Raw genomic sequence first — 22,103 nt, forward strand, 5'->3', positions numbered from 1 at the left:
CCTCATCTATATTTATCTATCATTTCTTGAACGGTCCGCTTCATATCCTCTACTAAAATCCGAGGAGACAAAACAGTAACTGCTTCCCCTTGTCCCAGCAACCAGCGTTTAAGACCCGGTGTATGCTGACTTTCAAACTTAAAATGAGTCCAGCCACCATTTTTCCCAACTATTTTTGCATTTGGAAATTGATCCATCACAATAGTAGGATCGTACAAGAACTCGATCTCAATACTGATTTTCTTCCCGATAAAAGCGTCTACTCTCTCGTTACGAATGTCTCCATCTCTAAATTTATCTCGATAAGAAATAGAGGGTTTCTCTATATCACTATGAGACCAGGACTGGATACGGTCTACTCTTAAAGTAATATAAGTCTCATATTTCAACTGGTATACAACCAGATAGAAATAATGACTATCATAATAAAGAGAGACTGGCAAAACAGTCGGCCTCTTAGAAGACTCAGAATACGGGTTTTGATAGATAATATCTAGAACCTGTTCATGCAAAATAGCTTCCGATAAATCCCAAATTTTCTCTACTCTATCTTGCTGATCCGTTAAGGGAGTATAGTTAAGTTTTTCACTGCCAATGATCTGCTCAATTTCTTTCTGGTCATCACGAGGAACTAAGGCAAGTAAATTTTTTAGTAAGCTATCAATTTCTGGTTTATTCAGTGCTCGATTTTCCAATAAAATCTTTGAAATAACGAGAATATCCTTTTTATTAAAAACTGACTTACTTGATAGGCTATACTTTTTCGTTTTACGACTATAAAACAATTCTCCACTAAAATCGGGATGACTGGATAAAATATCACGGAGTAGCGAAAAATCTCTCTGTATCGTCTTTTCACTAACCTCAAATTCCTGGGCTAATTGCTTTTTTCCTAACGGAGTCCCAAACTGTAAGCGTAAAAAGATTGTTAGTAGTCTCTCTTGATCATTCATCTAATGTCCTTTTTGTTAATCTTCAAGCGATGTTAGACACGCTGTCATCCCCCATTTAAAACGCACAATCAAACTAGAAGGCACATTCCCCAATTGATCTGGTTCAGTGTCACTAGAGAAAACCATTTGTTTATTCTTAAAATGTTGAGAATTAAAAAGATTAAAAAATTTTTCTTGAATAAGAATATCCTTTTCTCCCAATACCTGAATATCATCTACGATTAGGAGATCAAACTGCTCACTTCTAACTTTTTGGATTTCTAGCTCATTTTCCAATAAGTTTACGGCAGAAATATATTTTACTCGCTTTTCTGGATTATTCTCAAGAACCTTATTTCCAATTGCTTGAAGGAGATGTGTTTTCCCCGAACCTTTTTTTCCATAAATATAAAGTGGATTATATTGGGGATTATATTTTAATCCTAGGTTCTCTACTACTGCTAAGGCTCCTTTCTTTGCTAAATCATTACCATCTTTTTCTACAAAATTTTCAAATTGATATTTGTTATTTAAGCCTGTATTGTTCATCATTTAAACCTCTTTATTTTTTATAATATAAGTATAACAAAACAGATGGACAATATTTGTCCGTCTGTTAATTTTTATTTAAAACAAATCATCAAACAGACTCAACTGGTTGTCCTCTGGCATATTGCCCAGAATTCCCATTTCATCCATCTTTTCAACTAAAGTTGAGGAAAGTCCACCTCGCTTGCGTAGTTCGGTTTTAGAGAGGAACTCACCTTCTTGACGAGCACGAACCAATTGCTTAGCAACGTTCTCCCCTAGACCATCCATAGCGACAAACGGTGGGATGAGGGTGTCTCCATCGATGATGAATTCAGTTGCATCACTACGATAGAGGTCCAACTTCCCAAATTTGAAGCCACGTTCCCACATCTCATTGACGATTTCAAGCGTTGTATAGAGGTCGATTTCCACGTTGGAAGCTTCATTGTTCTTGCGCTTTTCAGCAATTTCTTGCATCTTGTGTTTGATAGCATCCAAGCCTGCACCCATGGTCTTGATATCAAAAGCTTTGGCACGGATGGAGAAGTAAGCACAGTAATAATAAATCGGATGGTGAACCTTGAAGTAGGCTACACGCAAGGCCATCATAACGTAGGCTGCCGCGTGGGCTTTAGGGAACATATACTTGATTTTCCCACAAGATTCGATGTACCATTCAGGTACATTGTTGGCCTTCATAGCTTCGATATACCCATTGCGCTCTTCTTCCGATATTTTGAGCCACATTCCCTTACGCACTCGCTCCATGATGGTAAAGGCCATCTTTGGATCTAGACCAGCGTGCATGAGGTAAACCATGATGTCATCCCGACATCCGATAACGGTTGACAGGTCCGCAATTCCAGCCTTAATTAAGTCTTGGGCATTTCCCAACCAAACGTCGGTACCGTGAGACAGACCAGAAAGCTGAAGCAACTCCGCAAAGGTCGTCGGATGGGTTTCATCCACCATTCCACGAACAAAGTTGGTCCCAAACTCTGGAATACCAAGCATACCAGTTGAAGTCCCGATTTGATCAGGCGTCACTCCCAGAATATCGGTTCCTGAGAAGAGGGCCATGACACCAGGGTCATCCATAGGAATATCATTTGGATCAATGCCTGATAAGTCCTGAAGTTTCCGAATCATGGTCGGATCATCATGTCCTAGGACATCGAGCTTGAGGACGTTCTCGTCGATATCGTGGAAGTTAAAGTGAGTAGTCTGCCATTCAGCGGTCACATCATCTGCTGGATATTGAACCGGTGTAAAGTCATAGACGTCCATATAGTTTGGAATAACAACGATTCCCCCTGGGTGCTGACCGGTCGTCCGTTTAACACCAGCAGCTCCTTGGGCTAGGCGCTCTACTTCAGCTTCACGGTAGAACTTGCCATAGTCACGCTCGTAACCCTTGACAAATCCATAAGCTGTCTTAGCAGCCACCGTACCAACCGTTCCTGCACGGAAGGCATATTCTTCCCCAAAGATATCACGAACATCCAAGTGGGCACTCGGCTGGTCCTCACCTGAGAAGTTCAAATCGATATCGGGAACCTTATCCCCATCAAAACCAAGGAAGGTCTCGAAAGGAATGTCCTGTCCATTTTTGCTGAGCTTGTGACCACAGTTAGGACAGTCTTTATCTGGCATATCAAATCCTGAACCGTAAGAACCATCCGTGATAAACTCACTGTACTGACACTGACCACAGACATAGTGAGGCGATAGCGGATTAACCTCGGTAATTCCAATCATGGTCGCAACGAAACTGGATCCAACAGACCCACGGGAACCAACCAAGTAACCTCGTTCATTGGAACGGTGCACTAGCATCTGTGAAGCCAGATAAATCACGGCGAAACCATTCCCTAGGATAGAAGTCAATTCTTTTTCAATCCGTAAATCAACGATATCTGGGAGTGGATTTCCATAGATTTCAAAGGCTTTTTTATAGGTTAATTCAGCAACTGTTTCTTCGGCTTTGTCAATGAAAGGTGTGTATAAATCACCCTTTACAACCTCCACAGGTTCAAAGATTTCTGCCAAGGCATTGGTATTTTCAATAACAATCTTGCGAGCCAAGTCTTCCCCTAGAAAGGCAAACTCATCCAACATTTCATTGGTTGTTCTAAAATGCGCCTTTGGTAGCGGAGCTGGTTGGGCAGCTTCTCCATGGCCGATAGTTCGGTTAATCATAGCTCCCTGACCTAGACTTCGCACGATGATTTCACGATAAATCTCATCCTCGGGTTCGAGATAGTGGACATTTCCTGTCGCAAGAACGGGTTTCCCAAGGCGATCTCCAACCTCTATCAGGCTCTTGATGATGGTCTGGAGTTCCTCCATGTCCTTGACCTGCTCTTTGGCAATCAAAGGTGCATAGATAGCAGGAGGCATCACCTCGATAAAGTCATAGTATTTAGCCACTTCGACTGCCGCATCTACTCCTTGGGAAACGACTGCATCAAAAACTTCCCCTTCTGTACAAGCAGAACCCAAGATTAAACCTTCTCGATGGGCATCCAGTACCGTACGTGGAATCCGTGGTACTCCTTCAAAATACTGAGTATTTGACAGAGAAACCAGCTTAAAGATATTTTTCAAGCCCACTTGATTTTTTACATAGATAGTTGCATGCTTGACGCGAGCTTTTTTATAAGAGTCCGGACTGATTAAATCAATATTCAATCTAGCTAAATCTGTCACGCCATGCTTTTCTGCCACTTCCTTGATAAAGATGAAAAGCAGACGGCCAGTTGCTTCCGCATCATAGTTGGCCATGTGATGGTGTTCTAGGGCAACTCCAAAACGCTTGGTCAAAGGTCCTAGACCATGACGTTTATACTCAGGATAGAGATTTCTTGCGAATTCTAGCGTATCGATGACAGGTTGACTAATTTTTGGTAGACCGTGACGTTCATAGTTGGCATTCATAAAGCCAACGTCAAAGGTTGCATTGTGGGCGACAAGAACGGTATCCTTACAAAATTCTTGGAATTCTTTCAGAACTTGAACCAAGGGTTTGGCATTTTTTACATGGTCATCCGTAATTCCCGTCAATTCTGTCGTAAAGGCCGATAAGGGGTGCCCTGGATTGATAAATTCATCAAATTCAGCTACGATATTGCCCTTATACATCTTAGAAGCTGCGACCTGAATCAAGTCATTATAGATAGCTGAAAGTCCAGTCGTTTCCACGTCAAAGACTACATAGGTTGCTTCAGACAAATCCATCTCAACTTCATTATAGACGATAGGTACACGGTCTTCAACGATATTGGCTTCCATCCCATAGATCAGCTGGATTCCAGCTTTCTTAGCCGCCTTATAGCCATGAGGGAAGGATTGAACATTCCCATGGTCCGTGATTGCTACCGCCTTGTGTCCCCATTTAGCAGCTTTCGCAACGAGTTCTTCGACTTCAGGTAGAGCATCCATGGTCGACATATTGGTATGCGCATGGAACTCAACACGACGTTCTCCCTCTGGCATCAAGTCTTTCCGTTCATAATGGACGACTTCCTGGACATCTTGCACATTCATGGTCAAATCCCGTGTAAAATTATTGACCTCAACATTCCCACGAACACGGAGCCAAGAATTTTTCTTAATCATGTCAAATTTTTGGGCTTCTTCTTCATTCTTGACCCATTTTTGCATAGAGAAACTAGAAGTATAGTCCGTCATCTTGAAGTTAATCAAGACACGACCCGTTCTAGTCACCTTCTGCTCGACATCAAAGACAACTCCTTCAAAAACCAGACGATTTTCCTCAGTATTAACCTCAATCATTGGAGTAATCTCTGCCTTGTCTAGTTTTGGCTTGGCAGCTGCTTTCTTGGCTTGGAAATCAAAGACAGGCTTATCCTCTACTGGAGGTGGTGGCGCCATCTGTTCCAATTGTTCCATAGCCCGAAGTGTTTCTTCATTAGCAGCTTGGATAATCATTTGATTTTCCGTCTGAAAGGCCTCTTGCTCTTCCCTCGTGAGTTCTTCATTTTTTTCTAAACTGCAGGAAAGTTTGGGAAAACCAAAGTGTTCCAACTGTTTGCTAAGATTTGGCAGATGATTTTTTCTAAAATGCTCAGTATCTGCGGCTTCAGAAGCTTCAATGATTAACTGGTCATTTTCAAAGCGAACCTGAAAATTCTGATATATAGAACGAAAACCTTGACTAGCGCAAGGACCATCCGAAAAAGCCTCTCGATAGTAGGCTTGTAAAAGTTCTCTAGAAAATTCCTGATTTCGCGTTTTTATCTCAAAACTAGCCTGATTTCCCGTTTTTGAGAATTCTTCCTTCAAGCCTCTTTTCAACTCTAGAAAAAGTTCAAAAGGCAAGATATTTTCAAAAACAAAATGAAACTCCCAAACTTTGCTTCGTTTATGAACAATGACTTGTTCTATTTTAGCCTGAGAGAAGGCCACATGATTTCTCATTTCAGCGGGGATTCCCAACTGATTCATTAAAATTTCAAAAGTGGTTGACATCCATTTTCCTCACAATATACTCCCTCTATTTTACCATATTTAAGGCACTTTTTCCTATTTCTACCAAAGAGCCAATATAAAAATGGAGAGGACAACGATTGTCCTCTCCAGATGTTAGCTTTTATTCGACTTTTTTTAATAAACACTAGTTTCTTTTCTTCTTGAAAGAGAATTTAAGAAGCGTCATCATTCCTAGTAATACTGCTCCAACCGATCCTAAAAGACCGCTACTTTCTCCTGTTTTTGGTAAAGCTTTTTCTTTATCTTCAGTCTTTTCTATTTCTTTCTTAGATGGACCAGACTTCACATCTTCAATTTTTTTCGGCTCCTCAGACAGACTCCTAGAATCCTTATTCTTACCATTATCCTGAGGTTTCAAGTTTAGTTCCGGTTGTGGTGCAGGATTCGGCTGTGGTGCTGGATCTGGTTGAGGTGCAGGATTCGGCTGCGGTGCTGGATCTGGTTGCGGTGCTGGGTTCGGCTGTGGTGCTGGATCTGGCTGTGGATTTGGTTTCTCAGTGTTTTGAGATTGATAAACAACCCCATAATTTGAGAAGTGAGAAACTTTGAAATGAACATATTTTCCATCAGCACTCAATTCAAACGGCAGTTCCTCAACTGCTCCTGTTTCTGGTAAGAAGTAGATAACCTTTCCTACTTTACGACTAGGATCCACAGGTATCGTTACAGTTGCTTCTCCTGTGATTTGTACAAAACTACCATCTGCCTTTTGAGTCTTAACATCGTAAAGTTCAACATTTTTAGCTGGAAGTTCTGCTGGAAGTTTAGCCAGAATATTGGTATCTAAAACCTTGTCCGCTATGATCTTATCAACCGCAGCAACATCTGCTCCTGTTAGAGATACAGAGACGTTCGTCGTAGGAGAAACGAGTGTCTCCTTGGGGTGAGATTTGTAGTATAAACTTAAGAATGCGACACCTCCTATGCTACTGTTGGTGTGCAATTCATACTTCAACAAAGTCCCATAGGCTGGATTGGATAGATCCTTGGGATTAAAACGTTTTCCAGCAGGAACGCTATAAACCCTCGTTAATCCATGATGCCTTGCCCTACCACTCTCGTCCACATCTATAGCATGGTTTACCCTTAAAAATTCTCGTTTTTCAGGAATCGTAGTTATATCTGGACTAGTCGGATCTGTAGGGTCTGGAACTTCTCGCATAATTTCTTTGAAGGTGATAATATACTCCTTTTGGATTTGCTCAGAGCCGTCATTGGTAATGGTTCTGCCGATATTCTTAAGGTTTTCCTCATAATCATCGAATCCCTTATAATCAAAAAGCACAAAATCCTTATAGGTATTTGCCTGCAAAGTATAGCTTTCTCCTGGCTTGAGAGTGATTGTTTTGCGGGACAATTCAGCAGTTCCCCGACCGCCAGGTTGGAAAACGTAATATACTTCAACCACATCAAAAGAAACTGTTTGCAAAGCTGGTTTCTCTCCCTCAACCGTCTTCTTTTCTTTATCTAGTAGTTGACTAGAAGTTTCCACAGTAGAGTTTGTATTTTTTTCTGCTGTTTGCTCCTTTTCCTTGGACTTTGGAGTATCGACTAAGCTCTTTGATGGTTCCGTTACAGTTTCCTCTGCATGTACAAGGGCTGTTCCAGCTACACCGACTGTCACGGCTGCTAGACCGAGCAAAGCAAATTTCTCCAACTTAATAGCCTTTTTTCGATCATGTTTATAACGCTTTATTCTTGACATCTTGTATCTCCTCATTATTTAAAATGTATCACCTTTAGTATACCCCCCCCCCGAATCCCTTTGTCAAGCCTTTTTTAGCACTTTTTTAAAATATTTTTACGTCCAGATTACTTCAGTAAAAAAATGAGAAACCCATTGTCAACACTTTTTAGAATTTTTATATTCAATTGAAACAAGAATAAGATAAAAGAGCCTCGGAAAAAGTATTGCAATTGGTAATACCTTTTTGAGATGCTTTTTAACATGAGCCCATTTCTTCTCAATAGGATTGTACTCAGGTGAGTAGGGAGGAAGAGGTAAAAGTTCATGCCCAAATTCTTCACATAAGAGCTCTAGCTTACCCATTCTATGGAATCTTGCATTATCCATAATAATAATAACTGATGGTGTGTTTAATGTTGGTAAGAGAAACTTCTGAAACCAAGCTTCAAAAAAGTCGCTCGTCATCGTCTCTTCGTAAGTCATTGGAGCGATTAACTCGCCATTTATTAGCCCTGCAACCAAAGAAATCCTCTGATACCTTCTTCCAGATACTTTACCTCTTATTAACTTATCTTTCAGAGAAAATCCCTTGTGAATAGGCAAACAAAAGAGTAGATAAAAGCATTTTAGGGTGATAGGACGGCGACTAAAGGCGTGATAGAAGGCGTGGACGTGACGATCCTCCAAGGTATTCACCACTTTTTCAATAGTAAAACGAGATGATCTTGTGGCAAGAATGAACTGATTTCTCGTGGTAAAGTTGTTTGATTTTTGTTATAGTGAATATGCATGGAATAGCTTTTCTAAATGGTTTATTGTGAAATTCTATTTTACAAAGACTATCGCAAACATGCAAAAAGCAACGGCAAAAACCGTTGCTTTTTTGGGAGACAAGGGACTATTGTCCTAGACTCAGATGTTAGCTTTTATTCAACCCACAACAGCTGACAAAGAGCCGAAAAAGAAGCCACAAAGTGACTTCTTTTAAAGTGACGGTGAATTATTCTTCACCTTTGTTTTTCTTAATGATTTCTTCTTGTACTGACTTAGGTACATCTTCGTAGTGGTCGAATACCATCATGAATGTACCACGTCCTTGTGATGCAGAACGAAGAACTGTTGCGTAACCGAACATTTCAGCAAGTGGAACGTAAGCACGAACGATTTGGCTGTTACCGTGTGCTTCCATACCATCTACACGTCCACGACGAGCAGTTACGTGACCCATAACATCACCAAGGTTTTCTTCTGGAACAGTGATTGTTACAAGCATCATTGGTTCAAGGATAGCTGGTTGTGCAGTCTTAGCAGCTTCTTTAAGTGCAAGAGATGCAGCGATCTTGAAGGCAGTTTCAGATGAGTCGACATCGTGGTATGAACCATCGTAAAGCTTAGCTTTAACGTCAACCATTGGATAACCAGCAAGAACACCGTTAGCCATAGATTCTACCAAACCTTTTTCAACCGCTGGGATAAATTCACGAGGAACCACACCACCGACGATTGCGTTTTCGAATTCGAATCCTTTTCCTTCTTCGTTTGGAGTAAATTCAATCCATACATCACCGAACTGACCTTTACCACCAGACTGACGTTTGAAGAATCCACGTGCTTGAGTAGGAGCACGGAATGTTTCACGGTAAGATACTTGAGGAGCACCTACGTTCGCTTCAACTTTGAATTCACGACGCATACGGTCAACAAGGACGTCAAGGTGAAGCTCACCCATACCAGAGATAACTGTTTCACCAGTTTCAACGTTTGTTTCAACGCGGAATGTTGGATCTTCTTCAGCCAATTTTTGAAGGGCGATACCCATCTTGTCTTGGTCTGCTTTAGATTTAGGCTCAACCATCAATTGGATAACTGGTTCTGGAACGTTGATTGACTCAAGGATGATTTTAGCTTTTTCATCTGTCAATGAGTCACCAGTTGTAGTGTCTTTCAAACCAACGGCAGCAGCGATATCACCTGAGTAAACAGTGTCGATTTCTTGACGGCTGTTAGCGTGCATTTGAAGGATACGTCCGATACGTTCACGTTTACCTTTAGAAGTGTTCAATACGTAAGAACCTGATTGAAGAACACCTGAGTAAACACGGAAGAATGTCAAACGACCTACGAATGGGTCAGTCATGATCTTGAAGGCAAGAGCTGCAAATGGCTCTTCATCAGATGCTGGACGAGTTTCTTCTTCATCTGTATCTGGGTTAATACCCTTGATCGCTGGGATATCAAGTGGGCTTGGAAGGTAGTCGATAACCGCATCAAGCATCAATTGAACACCTTTGTTCTTGAAGGCAGAACCACACAATACTGGGAAGAATTCAACGTTGATAGTTGCTTTACGGATACCAGCTTTCAATTCTTCGTTAGTGATTTCTTCACCTTCGAGGTATTTCATCATCAAATCTTCATCAGTTTCAGCAACTGCTTCGATCAATTTTTCACGGTATTCTTGAGCTTGCTCAAGGTATTCAGCTGGGATGTCTTCTTCAAGGATATCTGTACCAAGGTCGTTAGTATAGATTTCAGCTTTCATCTTGATCAAGTCGATGATACCACGGAAGTCATCTTCAGAACCGATTGGCAATTGAATTGGGTGTGCGTTTGCTTGAAGACGATCGTGAAGTGTGCTTACTGAGTAAAGGAAGTCAGCACCAATTTTGTCCATTTTGTTGGCAAATACGATACGTGGAACTCCGTACTCAGTTGCTTGACGCCAAACTGTTTCAGTTTGAGGCTCAACACCTGATTGTGAGTCAAGAACTGTAACCGCACCGTCCAATACACGAAGAGAACGTTGTACTTCGATTGTGAAGTCTACGTGTCCTGGTGTGTCGATGATATTTACGCGGTGGTTGTTCCATTGAGCTGTTGTCGCAGCAGATGTGATAGTGATACCACGTTCTTGCTCTTGCTCCATCCAGTCCATTTGTGACGCACCTTCGTGAGTTTCACCGATTTTGTGGATTTTACCAGTGTAGTAAAGGATACGCTCAGTAGTAGTTGTTTTACCAGCATCGACGTGAGCCATGATACCGATATTACGAGTTTTTTCAAGTGAAAATTCGCGTGCCATGAGGTTTGTTTCTCCTATATTTTTTTATTTCTATTTTATTATAACACGATTTAATAAAAACGGATAGGCAGGACCTACCCGTTCTCAATGTTTATCTTGTTATGGTTGGTTTCAACTTACGAAATGGTAAGTTGAGTTGTACTCGAGCTAAAGTTAATTAGCCGATTTGAGCCGGAACGGGATGCTGTGTGAAAAAGATAAACTTCCTTGTATTCATCGAATACTGCGTCAGTTTCCTATTTTCACCTTGCATCCTTACCGTTCCTAGCATCATGATTTTACCAACGGAAGTGTGCGAAGGCACGGTTAGCTTCAGCCATACGGTGAGTGTCTTCACGTTTCTTAACTGCTGCACCAGTGTTGTTAGCAGCATCCAAGATTTCTTTTGCAAGACGGTCTTGCATTGTGTGTTCACCACGAAGGCGAGCGATTGTTACCAACCAACGAAGTCCAAGTGTTGTACGACGTTCTGGACGAACTTCAACTGGGACTTGGTAGTTAGAACCACCAACACGACGTGCACGTACTTCAAGTACAGGCATGATGTTTTCCATAGCTGTTTCAAATACTTCAAGTGCATCGTTACCAGTAACTTCTTTGATTTGTTCAAAAGCACCGTAAACGATTGAAGCAGCTGTACCACGTTTACCGTCAAGCATAACGCGGTTGATAAGACGAGTAACTAATTGTGAATTGTAAAGCGGATCTGGCAATACGTCACGTTTTGGAGCTCTATTTTTACGACTCATTTCTCTTTATCCCCTTTCCTTATGCTTTTTTCGGACGTTTAGTACCGTATTTAGAACGGCCTTGTTTACGATCGTTAACACCTGCAGTATCAAGTGCACCACGGACGATATGGTAACGTACCCCTGGAAGGTCTTTTACACGTCCACCACGAAGAAGCACCACGCTGTGCTCTTGCAAGTTGTGTCCGATACCTGGGATGTAGGCAGTAACTTCGATAAGGTTGCTCAAACGTACACGAGCAAATTTACGAAGGGCAGAGTTAGGTTTTTTAGGTGTCATTGTTCCAACACGAGTTGCAACACCACGTTTTTGTGGTGAAGAAACGTTTGTTTGAACTTTTTTATGACTGTTGTAACCAACGTTCAAAGCTGGTGATTTAGATTTTTCTACTTTTGATTTACGCGGTTTGCGAACCAATTGGTTAATTGTAGGCATCTACATTCTCCTGTGTTTTTTTTATTTTTGGTGATGATACACTTGGTGACAGCTATCATCTGTGTGTACTTTTGCAACATTTGTCAGCACGTCCCTGTACACTCTTGAGAGACCAAAAGTAAAAAGTACCGTCTATTATTGTACCACGTTTTTTCTATTTTTGTCAATATATTTCTTCTTATTTTTTGACTTCTTTGCTCTAAAAATTCTATGAAAACGGTCACCTGCCAGATAGACTCTTCAACCGACCACATAGACAAAGCTTCTTGTAATTGTCAACAAAATGGTGTTTAATAGATTTGTAAGTAAGAGATCTCTATTACAACTTTTACAAAGGAGAAAATATGAAAGTTAGACTTGACATTGATCAACAATACGCCGAAGAACAAATCATCATAGAAGCACCATCTTTGTCCCCTAGAGTTCAAAAAGTTCAAGACTTTGTTCAATCACTGGAGCAAAACGAAACTCTTAAAGGAAAATTTCAAGACCAGGTCTACTTGATTCAGATTAGCAAAATCCAGCGAATTTACATTGAAAATCGTAAAGTTTTGGCTGAAACTGATAGTCGAACCTACGCTCTCGACATTCGTCTTTACCAAGCAAGTGAAATTCTACCTGCTTCCTTTATCCAAATTTCCCAATCGGAAATTGTCAACATCGATGCTATTAGTCATCTAAAACTAACCTCTAACGGCTTGATTGAAATCTATCTAAAAAACGAAAGTTTCACCTACTCATCTCGCCGTTACCTCAAAACTATTAAGGAGAAATTAGAACTATGAAAAAACAAGTATTTCACGATGCCACAACTGGTATCCTCATCGGCCTCATCCTATCTATTATCTTTTCTTTTATCTTTTCACCAAGCAACTACGCACCACTTAGCCCCAACTCTTTGATTGGCCAATTCATGATCCAACAACAGGTACATGGCGCTCTAGTTTTACTCTACTGTGCACTTATCTGGGCAGCTATCGGAGTCCTCTTTAGTTTTGGTAGCCGTCTCTTTGCCAAAGACTGGAGCCTTCTTCGTGCGACTGTCACTCACTTCTTCCTCATGCTATTAGGTTTTGTTCCTCTAGCAATTCTGGCAGGTTGGTTTCCACTTCGCTGGACTTTCATCCTTCAACTCATCCCAGAGTTTGCCATCGTCTATCTCATCATCTGGGCGATTCTTTATAAAAGAGAATCAAAGAAGGTTGCCCACATCAACCAATTATTGGCTCAGAAGAAATAATACAACAGAAACCCACTCACAGGACTGAGTGGGTTTTGATTTATAATTTTTGTTTCCATTCTAACAAGAGGTTCATGGCTTGCATCGGTGTCATATTGTACACATCTACTTTAGCCAATTCTGCTAGGATAGGATTTTCTTCCGCCGAGTCAAATAGGGAAATTTGTTCAGAGACTGCATGTGTTTGTTTCATTGGAGCAGGACTTTCCTGACCTTGACTCTCTAATTGCGTTAAAATTTCATCTGCTCTTTTCAGCAAGTCTGCCGGTAAACCTGCAATCTTAGCTACGTGAATACCGTATGATTTGTCAGCTGGTCCTGCTTCGATCTTGTGAAGGAAGGTAACCTGTCCATTTTGCTCAAGCGTAGCTACGTGAACGTTAACCAGATGTCCTAGACTAGTCTCCAAACTAGTCAATTCATGGTAATGAGTCGCAAAGAGAGTCTTGGCTCCGATATGTTCATGAATATACTCGATAATTGCCTGGGCCAAGGCCATGCCATCATAAGTTGCCGTTCCGCGTCCAAGCTCATCAAAGAGAATCAGGGATTTTTCAGTAGCATGTGCAATAGCATTATTAGCTTCCATCATCTCGACCATAAAGGTTGACTGACCGGAAACCAAGTCATCTGCTGCCCCGATACGGGTAAAAATCGCATCAAAGATAGGCAAGTGAGCACTTTCTGCCGGAACATAAGATCCTATCTGGGCCATGACTGCTGTCATAGCTAGCTGACGCATATAGGTTGACTTCCCGCTCATATTAGGCCCTGTAATCAGCTGGATGCTAGTATCTTCACCCATTTGGATGCTGTTGGGAATATAGGTTTGGGCTCCCATGACCTTCTCAACAACTGCGTGACGTCCCTTTTGGATGTCAATTCGTGAATCCTCTCCGAACTCTGGCCGAATCAGGTGTTGATTTTCTGCTACCACTGCCAAACCTTGTAAGACATCGACAGTAGCGATTCCTTGGGCTAGGGCTTGCAGGCGTTGGATATACTTGCCAACCTCCTCACGGATCCGCATAAAAATTTCGTATTCAAGATTGGCTGATTTCTCACGCGCTTCTAACATTTCTCCTTCGATACGAGCCAACTCCTCTGTCCCGAAACGTTCAGAGTTTTTTAGCGTAGCCTTACGGAAAAAGTGGGCTGGTACGTTACCAAGCTGCGAATTGGTCACATGGAAATAGTAGCCGTCTTTTTTATTGTAGTCAATCTTGAGCGTACTGATGCCAGAATTTTCTCTTTCCTTGGCCTCAATCTCAGCAATCCAGCTGGTTCCTTCTCTCAGTACCCGACGATACTTGTCCAAGGTCTCATCAAAGCCAGTCCGAATAATACCGCCTTCGGTAATCACATGAGGAGCCTCAGGGGCAATGGCTGCACTAATGAGATTTTCCAACTCAGGAATAGCATCCAGTTGTTCAATTAGATAAGCTAGAGCTGGTTGCTCCATTCCTTCTAAAATTGCCCGAATTCGAGGAACACTTCCCAAGGTAGTCGCTAATTGCAAGAGGTCTTTAGGATTACTTTTCCCAAAAGACACACGACTAGCCAGGCGCTCAATATCGTAGACTCCCTTTAGGCTTTCTGTCAAATCACTACGTTCAAAGAAATGATCCAGAAAGACCTGTACAACCTCCTGACGTTCAAGGATACGATCCTTGTCAATCAAGGGACGGTGGATCCAAGAGCGCAAAAGACGCATTCCCATGGCAGTCTTAGTTTCATCTAGCAACCAGAAAAGACTCCCTTGTTTCTTGCCAGAACGAGCATTTTCTACTAGATCTAAACTAGCCTTGGTTGCATAATCCATCTGCAAGAAATCCTTAATTTCATAACGGACAACTGGCTTCAAGTGGTTGAGCTCTCTCATCTGAGTCCGATGAACATACTGAAGAAGCTTACTGCTGGCAGCTTGTTCAATAGGCGCCAAGCGTGGATCCAGCAGATGTATGTCTTCAAATAATTCTTGCTCATAAGAAAGCACCAAATTCATTTGACGGCTGAGAATCTGTTCTTCCTCTTCAGTTAAGGCATAGCCGATGACAACTTCTCTTGCCTTAAGATTTCGGATTTCACCACAGACCAGGGTAAAATCCAATAAACCTGTCACATATAAATCACCCGTCACTAAGTCCATGTATGCCAAACCAAATTGCTGACCGTCACGGTCGATAGCCACCAAAAAGTTGTTTTGACTATCTGGTTTACTACTATCAACGACTGTACCTGGTGTAATCACCTGCACAACCTCACGCTTAACAACCCCTACTGCCTGCTTAGGATCCTCCATCTGCTCAGCAATGGCAACCTTGTAGCCACGCTCAACTAGGACATCAATATACTGTTGAGCAGAGTGATAGGGAACTCCAGCCATGGGAATAGGATTGTCAGCATTTTTATTGCGACTGGTTAATGAAATTTCTAGTATCTGGGCAGCATTGACTGCATCTTCGTAAAATAACTCATAAAAATCACCCATACGAAAGAGCAAAAAAGCATCTGGATATTGTTTTTTGATATCCACATACTGTTGCATGCCTGGTGATAATTTTTCTGTCGTCATCCATTCTCTCCTTGTTAAAAATAGTCTTGAGAGAGACTCCCAAGACCTTATCTATCCTTCATCAAATCTAACAAACGATCTTCCATGAGTTTAGCGACATGCTGATCTCGGCAGATTACCAAGAGAGTATTGGCACCCGCAACTGTTCCTAAAATCCATTCATCCTTGTTGGCATCGACAACATTGGCTAAAACTGCGGCTTCACCCAATTTAGTGTGCAAAACTAAGGTAAACTCAGCTCTTGCTACACCTTCCAAATGATGGGATAAAAACTCAACCAGGTCAATCTTCTCTGTCTCATTTGCTAGTACGTAGTAGACCTTATCATTTTTCTTAACCTTGGTCAAGCCCAGTTCGCGAAGGTCACGCGACAATGTCGTTTGCGTCACAAAAACATTGCGTGCTTCCAACCGATCTTGAATCTCCTTTTGAGTCCCTAATTTTTCCTCAGTGATCATTTGTTTGATTAACTGATGGCGTTCTCTTTTTCTCATAACATCCTCTCGAGTGAATATTTATAACATTTTACAACTATTTAATAAGAACATTATACCAAAAAAACCGAATATTTCAAAAAAATTCTTATCATTCCTCAAAATTATGATAAAATAGAAGAAAAGTCCAAAGGAGTTTATAATGAATACAAAACAATTGATTGCTAGCGAATTGGCTAGCGTCATTGACAGCCTGGATCAAGAGGCTATTTTAAATTTACTAGAACAACCCAAAAACTCTGATATGGGAGACATCGCCTTCCCTGCCTTTACTCTAGCAAAAGTTGAGAGAAAAGCTCCACAAATGATTGCAGCAGATATCGCTGAAAAAATCAATAGCCAAGCCTTTGAAAAAGTCGTCGCTACTGGACCTTATGTTAACTTCTTCCTTGATAGAAATGCCATTTCTGCTCAAGTATTACAAGCTGTTATCACTGAAAAAGAACACTATGCTGACCAAAATATTGGTAAACAAGAAAATGTTGTTATCGACATGTCTAGTCCTAATATTGCTAAACCATTCTCTATTGGTCACCTACGCTCAACTGTTATCGGAGATAGCTTGTCACATATTTTCCAAAAAATCGGTTATCAAACAGTCAAGGTCAACCATTTAGGAGACTGGGGCAAACAGTTTGGAATGCTGATTGTTGCCTACAAAAAATGGGGCAACGAAGAAGCTGTAAAAGCTCATCCGATTGATGAACTTCTTAAACTCTACGTTCGCATCAATGCTGAAGCTGAAAATGACCCTAGCTTGGATGAAGAAGCACGCGAATGGTTCCGTAAACTTGAGAATGGAGACGAGGAAGCTCTCGCACTTTGGCAATGGTTCCGTGATGAAAGTTTGGTGGAATTTAACCGCCTTTACAATGAATTGAAGGTTGAATTCGACAGCTACAACGGGGAAGCCTTCTACAATGACAAGATGGATGCAGTTGTAGATATCCTTTCTGAAAAAGGACTTCTTGTTGAGTCAGAAGGAGCCCAAGTTGTTAATCTTGAAAAATATGGAATTGAACACCCAGCTCTTATCAAGAAATCTGACGGTGCAACACTCTACATCACACGTGACTTGGCCGCTGCCCTTTACCGTAAAAACGAATATCAATTTGCTAAATCTATCTATGTCGTTGGTCAAGAACAATCTGCTCACTTTAAACAGCTTAAGGCTGTCTTGCAAGAGATGGGTTACGATTGGAGTCAAGATATTGTCCATGTTCCTTTTGGATTGGTAACAAAAGAAGGGAAGAAACTCTCTACTCGTAAAGGGAATGTTATCTTGCTAGAGCCTACTGTCGCAGAAGCCATCAGCCGTGCCAAAGCGCAAATTGAAGCCAAAAATCCGGAACTTGAAAATAAAGACCAGGTGGCGCATGCTGTTGGAGTTGGAGCCATTAAATTCTATGACCTTAAAACCGACCGTACAAATGGATACGACTTCGACCTTGAAGCTATGGTATCCTTTGAAGGTGAGACTGGCCCTTATGTTCAATACGCCTATGCTCGTATCCAATCTATCTTACGCAAAGCGGATTTCAAACCAGAAACAGCTGCCAACTATAGCTTGAATGATGCTGAAAGCTGGGAAATCATTAAACTCATCCAAGATTTCCCACGTATTATCAACCGTGCGGCAGATAACTTTGAACCTTCTATCATTGCTAAATTTGCAATTAGCTTAGCGCAAGCCTTTAACAAATATTACGCTCACACTCGCATCTTGGATGAAAGCCCAGAACGCGACAGTCGTCTAGCTCTCAGCTATGCAACTGCGGTTGTCCTCAAAGAAGCACTTCGTCTGCTGGGTGTGGAGGCGCCAGAGAAGATGTAAATCGTTACAAGAGACTGGAACTAAAGTTCCTAGTCTCTTGACGGCAATCGCTATATGGCGAATTGCCTAAACGCTTCACTAATTCACCTAACCAAATAATATCGATTTGGTTAGGCTCATGTCGTAGACTTTTAATCACTTTATTGTAAAGCAATCTAAGTAACTAACATCAAATCCTATAAGGAATTTGGCTAGGCGCTTCACTAGTCTTTCGATAGAAATATTATCGATTTCTACCGAAAGACGTCGTAATCTTAAAGTTACTGGAACTAAAGTTCCTAATTGTTGGACGCTAGCCGCTTTTATGCGGACTAGCTAACTGCTTCACTAGTCATGGCCCCTAAATATAATCTATTTAGAGGGCCACGACGTCGTAAATGAGGCGAATTGCCTAAACGCTTCACTAATTCACCTAACCAAATAATATCGATTTGGTTAGGCTCATGTCGTAGACTTTTAATCACTTTATTGTAAAGCAGTCTAAATAACTAACGCTAAATCCTATAGGGGATTTGGCTAGGTGCTTCACTAGTCATGGCCTCTAAATATAATCGCTTTAGAGGGCCACGACGTCGTAAATGAGGCGACTTGCCTAAACGCTTCACTAATTCATTCAACCAAATAATATTGATTTGGTTGAATGAATGTCGTAATTCTGAAGTTATTTAATTGCAAAGCGACTTAAGCAACCAATCCTAAACCTCTAGGACTTTTATTTGGTACTAGGGGCGGAGGGCATTACATCTACTATTTTAGATTAGCGATCACTTGCCTAATTTCTATATTGTCATTACTTGAAAAGCGAAAAATCTTTTTCGCTTTTCTCTTGCTATTAACTTCTTTATCACTTAGGGAGAGATTTTATGAGCCAATATGCTTATATTTTAGTTGTCATCAGTCTTGTCGCTCTTTTTCTCATCAACAAATACGAAAAGGAAAAACTACAAAGACTTCTACAAGAACAGCTGTTAAAGGATGAATCTTTTCGCGCTACTATCAAGGAAAAGATTCAAACAACAGAAAACATCAACGATGTCATCGACTACATCAATAAGGGATATCGTTTGGGAATCATGATTTCAAAGGAAATTGTTGAAGACATCAGAAAATGAAAAAGGATTCGAGATGCATTTCTCGAGTCTTTTTATTTATTTCTGACAGCTAAGATTTCTACCAGGATAACAATCCCTAAGGATACCATGGTTCCAAATGGTGCTGCATCTTCATCAAAAATTTTCTCAGAGAACAGTAGCAGAGCAATCGCTAATAGTAGCAAAGCACTGCATAGCATAATATCCTTGAAGCTTGGTTTGCGTTTTATATACTTTAAAAATGATTTCTGTAGTTTACTCATTTCCTTATCCATTTCTACTAAGTATTTTTACATAATATCGCTCTATTTATCTTTATCTCTATTATAGCTCACTCTAGAACTAAAGCAAGCACGGTATCACTTTTTCTCTATTTCATTGTAAACTATTTTCACTATTTTCAAAATATTTTCAAAATTCACTTGCTTTTCTAATCATTTTTTTATAGAATAGAGTACATATCCAGATTATTCTGAAAATTTAATGATAGGAGATTAATTATGTCACAAGTTTCTTCGTTAAACCAATCAACATGGACAAGTAAACTTAAAGCAATGGGACCTGGTATCTTAATGGCTTCTGCGGCTGTAGGGGGATCACATATCGTATCTTCTACTCAAGCTGGTGGTTCTTATGGTTGGTCCCTACTACTCTTGGTCATATTAGCTAATGTTTTTAAATATCCATTTTTCCGTTTTGGTGCTGAATACACTGCTGATACTGGAAAAACCTTAGTCGAAGGTTATGCTGAAAAAGGGAAAATTTACCTCTGGATTTTCTTTCTACTCAATGTCTTTTCTGCTATGGTCAATACTGCTGGTGTTGCTATTCTTTGTTCAGCCATCATCGCTAGTGCATTTCCAATGATTGGACTAAGCATCACTCAATGGTCTCTCATACTTGTGGCAATCATTTGGGCTATGTTGCTCTTTGGAGGCTACAAACTTTTGGATGGTATGGCAAAATGGATCATGTCTGCCTTAACCATTGCAACTGTTCTTGCAGTTATTATTGCTGCTATTAAGCATCCAGAGTACAGTTCTGATTTTGTTGAAAAAACACCTTGGCAAATGGCTGCACTTCCCTTTATCGTTTCTCTCTTAGGATGGATGCCTGCACCTATTGAAATTTCAGCCATTAACTCACTTTGGTCTGCTGAAAAGAAAAAGACTGTCAACTTTAATACAGAAGATGCTCTTTTCGATTTTAACGTAGGTTATATTGGAACAGCCATTCTTGCAGTATTCTTTGTAGCACTCGGAGCGCTTATTCAGTATCCTACAGGACAAGCAGTTGAAGCCGCTTCTGCCAAATACATCTCTCAATTTGTAGGTATGTATGCCTCTGTACTTGGTGAATGGTCTCGTTACTTAATCACCTTTATCGCTTTCCTCTGTATCTTTGGAACAGTTATCACTGTTATCGATGGTTATTCTCGTGTTAACCAGGTTTCCCTTCGTCTCCTAGCTAATCAAAAGAATGACGATAGCAAATCTTTGAAAATCTGGATGACCATCACAGCTATCATTGGTATTGTTATTATCAAATTTTTTGCAGGTCAAGTGTCAACCATGCTTCGCTTTGCCATGATTGGTTCTTTCCTCACAACACCATTCTTTGCCCTTTTAAACTATGTCTTAGTCACACGTGAGAACAAAAACCTTCCTTCTTGGCTGAAACTGCTCGCTATTGCAGGACTGATTTTCCTATTTGGTTTTGCAATCTTCTTTATCTACGCACTCGCTATCGGAAAAGCAGGTTAGTTTATAAAGTAGCACCCACCTTGGGTGCTTTTTTGCGTATTCAAAAAGCAGTTGAGAAGCCCAACTGCTACATCAAATGATTCTATTAATCCGTATTCAACTCGTATAAGTCTGCAATAATCCCTGCGACCTTCTTGATATCTCCCAGCATTCCACGCATCTCAAAGTCAGCTAGAACGGGGAATCCGAAGCGTTGGCTGTATTGTTTGGCTGTCAAACAGTATTGGTTGTTGAAGTTACGATTGCCTGATCCTACGACACCAAAACACTTGCTGGCATTGTCACCGTAAGCGATAAAGTCCCCTACTGGAGTGGTCAAAATCTCCACATCACCATTGTCAACTCCATTGCCACCTTCTAGATAAGTCGGTAGAAAAGCGACATATGGATTGGTCATCTCAAAGAAATTCTCTCCCTCCTTGACCAAATCTTTAATATGGATCTTTTCCACTTCAATGTTCCCATACTGTTCTAAAAGGTATGCCTTCAGACGTGTGACGAAACTTTCAGTATTTCCACTCAGACTGATATAGACTAAGGAAATTTTTTTCATGCTCTCCTCCTTCTTTTTTGAATTCAAAAAAATAACTACCAAGATTGTATCTTGATAGTTATCCTTTGTCAACTCTTAGGCCAGTTCTTCCTCTTCTTGAGCTTCAGTTAATTCTTTTTGCTGACGCCACATTTTATAGAAGACGATTGCTAGGAAGATAACATTGAGTACGATCCCAAAAATGGCTGAACCTTTGGCACCAAGCTCCGCTCCCATACGGATGTTAGGATCTGTAAAAAGTGAAACCGCATCCTGAACGCCGATAAAGTTGTAGATAGAACCAACGATGGCAACGAAGACATAAGCAAGATAAGTGTAGTTAGCCAATTGAAGGTTTTTACGAATAAGGAAAACCAAAGCCACAACAACTAGAATAACAGATAAGACAACCAAGAGAATGCTGAAGACAGAATGGCCATGCTCCGATACCTTAATGGTGTAATCAACAAGCTCCTTAGCATAAGTAGCATTAACACCTGATGCTGATGTTTCTAGATTGCTCATACCCTCCGCAGTAGGTACTGGAGATATGATTCCATATAGCGACATTGCTGAGAGTAAGGCTGAAAAAATCAGTAATACCCATAGATAGATTGGTTTCTTTTTCATCAAAGCAACCCCCTT

General features: G+C 40.8%; 17 protein-coding genes and 1 pseudogene. 5 read left to right on the forward strand and 13 right to left on the reverse strand.

Annotation, left to right across the window (positions count from 1 at the left end):
* Window positions 1-2: 2 nt before the first annotated feature.
* From QM460_RS02725 to rpsL, 8 genes and pseudogenes are all read right to left on the reverse strand, one after another.
* Entirely contained in the window at window positions 3-953 is a 951-nt protein-coding gene (locus tag QM460_RS02725) for a helix-turn-helix transcriptional regulator (RefSeq protein WP_414289174.1), read from the reverse strand.
* Between the two features lie 15 nt (window positions 954-968).
* Window positions 969-1,484: a DnaA ATPase domain-containing protein gene (locus tag QM460_RS02730; RefSeq protein WP_414289175.1), complete on the reverse strand. Its 516-nt coding sequence runs from the start codon at window positions 1,482-1,484 to the stop codon at window positions 969-971.
* A gap of 75 nt (window positions 1,485-1,559) precedes the next feature.
* Window positions 1,560-5,954, reverse strand: a complete 4,395-nt coding sequence (locus tag QM460_RS02735) for a PolC-type DNA polymerase III (RefSeq protein WP_414289176.1) — start codon at window positions 5,952-5,954, stop codon at window positions 1,560-1,562.
* A 145-nt stretch (window positions 5,955-6,099) separates the two neighbouring features.
* The gene (locus tag QM460_RS02740) at window positions 6,100-7,680 is read right to left on the reverse strand and encodes an LPXTG cell wall anchor domain-containing protein (protein ID WP_414289177.1); all 1,581 of its coding nucleotides are present in this window, start codon (window positions 7,678-7,680) and stop codon (window positions 6,100-6,102) included.
* A gap of 163 nt (window positions 7,681-7,843) precedes the next feature.
* Window positions 7,844-8,250, reverse strand: a pseudogene (locus QM460_RS02745) (transposase); the annotation flags it as partial.
* 412 nt (window positions 8,251-8,662) lie between these two features.
* Window positions 8,663-10,744, reverse strand: coding sequence for an elongation factor G (gene fusA, locus QM460_RS02750; RefSeq protein ID WP_223140517.1), 2,082 nt, complete (start codon window positions 10,742-10,744; stop codon window positions 8,663-8,665).
* Window positions 10,745-11,022: 278 nt separating this feature from the next.
* Window positions 11,023-11,493: a 30S ribosomal protein S7 gene (rpsG, locus tag QM460_RS02755; protein ID WP_000087876.1), complete on the reverse strand. Its 471-nt coding sequence runs from the start codon at window positions 11,491-11,493 to the stop codon at window positions 11,023-11,025.
* Between the two features lie 19 nt (window positions 11,494-11,512).
* Window positions 11,513-11,929 (reverse strand): 30S ribosomal protein S12, encoded by a 417-nt coding sequence (gene rpsL, locus QM460_RS02760; protein WP_001142333.1) that lies wholly within the window; start codon window positions 11,927-11,929, stop codon window positions 11,513-11,515.
* Between the two features lie 344 nt (window positions 11,930-12,273).
* Here rpsL and QM460_RS02765 point away from each other — a divergent pair, with 344 nt between their 5' ends.
* Window positions 12,274-12,714, forward strand: a complete 441-nt coding sequence (locus QM460_RS02765) for a LytTR family DNA-binding domain-containing protein (protein WP_414289178.1) — start codon at window positions 12,274-12,276, stop codon at window positions 12,712-12,714.
* Window positions 12,711-13,169, forward strand: a complete 459-nt coding sequence (locus QM460_RS02770) for a DUF3021 domain-containing protein (protein WP_414289179.1) — start codon at window positions 12,711-12,713, stop codon at window positions 13,167-13,169. The genes QM460_RS02765 and QM460_RS02770 overlap by 4 nt, the downstream gene beginning before the upstream one ends.
* Before the next feature lie 40 nt (window positions 13,170-13,209).
* On the opposite strand, the gene mutS is transcribed toward QM460_RS02770, so the two are convergent.
* Complete coding sequence (mutS, locus tag QM460_RS02775) at window positions 13,210-15,744, reverse strand: DNA mismatch repair protein MutS (RefSeq protein WP_414289180.1); 2,535 nt, start codon at window positions 15,742-15,744, stop codon at window positions 13,210-13,212.
* Window positions 15,745-15,791: 47 nt separating this feature from the next.
* On the reverse strand, window positions 15,792-16,238 hold the full coding sequence (gene argR / locus QM460_RS02780; RefSeq protein WP_001231485.1) for an arginine repressor: 447 nt from the start codon (window positions 16,236-16,238) through the stop codon (window positions 15,792-15,794).
* Window positions 16,239-16,380: 142 nt separating this feature from the next.
* On the opposite strand from argR, the gene argS reads away from it, so the two are divergent.
* On the forward strand, window positions 16,381-18,072 hold the full coding sequence (argS, locus tag QM460_RS02785) for an arginine--tRNA ligase (RefSeq protein ID WP_414289181.1): 1,692 nt from the start codon (window positions 16,381-16,383) through the stop codon (window positions 18,070-18,072).
* 863 nt (window positions 18,073-18,935) lie between these two features.
* Window positions 18,936-19,184 carry a hypothetical protein gene (locus QM460_RS02790; protein ID WP_000084856.1) on the forward strand — a complete coding sequence of 83 codons (249 nt, stop codon included), beginning with the start codon at window positions 18,936-18,938 and terminating at the stop codon, window positions 19,182-19,184.
* A gap of 32 nt (window positions 19,185-19,216) precedes the next feature.
* Here QM460_RS02790 and QM460_RS02795 read toward each other — a convergent pair whose 3' ends face one another.
* Window positions 19,217-19,426 (reverse strand): hypothetical protein, encoded by a 210-nt coding sequence (locus QM460_RS02795; protein ID WP_000040887.1) that lies wholly within the window; start codon window positions 19,424-19,426, stop codon window positions 19,217-19,219.
* A 237-nt stretch (window positions 19,427-19,663) separates the two neighbouring features.
* On the opposite strand from QM460_RS02795, the gene QM460_RS02800 reads away from it, so the two are divergent.
* Window positions 19,664-20,926, forward strand: coding sequence for an NRAMP family divalent metal transporter (locus QM460_RS02800; RefSeq protein ID WP_414289182.1), 1,263 nt, complete (start codon window positions 19,664-19,666; stop codon window positions 20,924-20,926).
* A gap of 85 nt (window positions 20,927-21,011) precedes the next feature.
* Here QM460_RS02800 and nrdI read toward each other — a convergent pair whose 3' ends face one another.
* Window positions 21,012-21,479 carry a class Ib ribonucleoside-diphosphate reductase assembly flavoprotein NrdI gene (gene nrdI, locus QM460_RS02805; RefSeq protein WP_049504453.1) on the reverse strand — a complete coding sequence of 156 codons (468 nt, stop codon included), beginning with the start codon at window positions 21,477-21,479 and terminating at the stop codon, window positions 21,012-21,014.
* A 75-nt stretch (window positions 21,480-21,554) separates the two neighbouring features.
* On the reverse strand, window positions 21,555-22,088 hold the full coding sequence (locus tag QM460_RS02810) for an ABC transporter permease (RefSeq protein ID WP_414289183.1): 534 nt from the start codon (window positions 22,086-22,088) through the stop codon (window positions 21,555-21,557).
* Between the last annotated feature and the right edge of the window lie 15 nt (window positions 22,089-22,103).

Source organism: Streptococcus infantis (assembly GCF_047464415.1).
GTDB lineage: Bacteria > Bacillota > Bacilli > Lactobacillales > Streptococcaceae > Streptococcus > Streptococcus infantis_AE.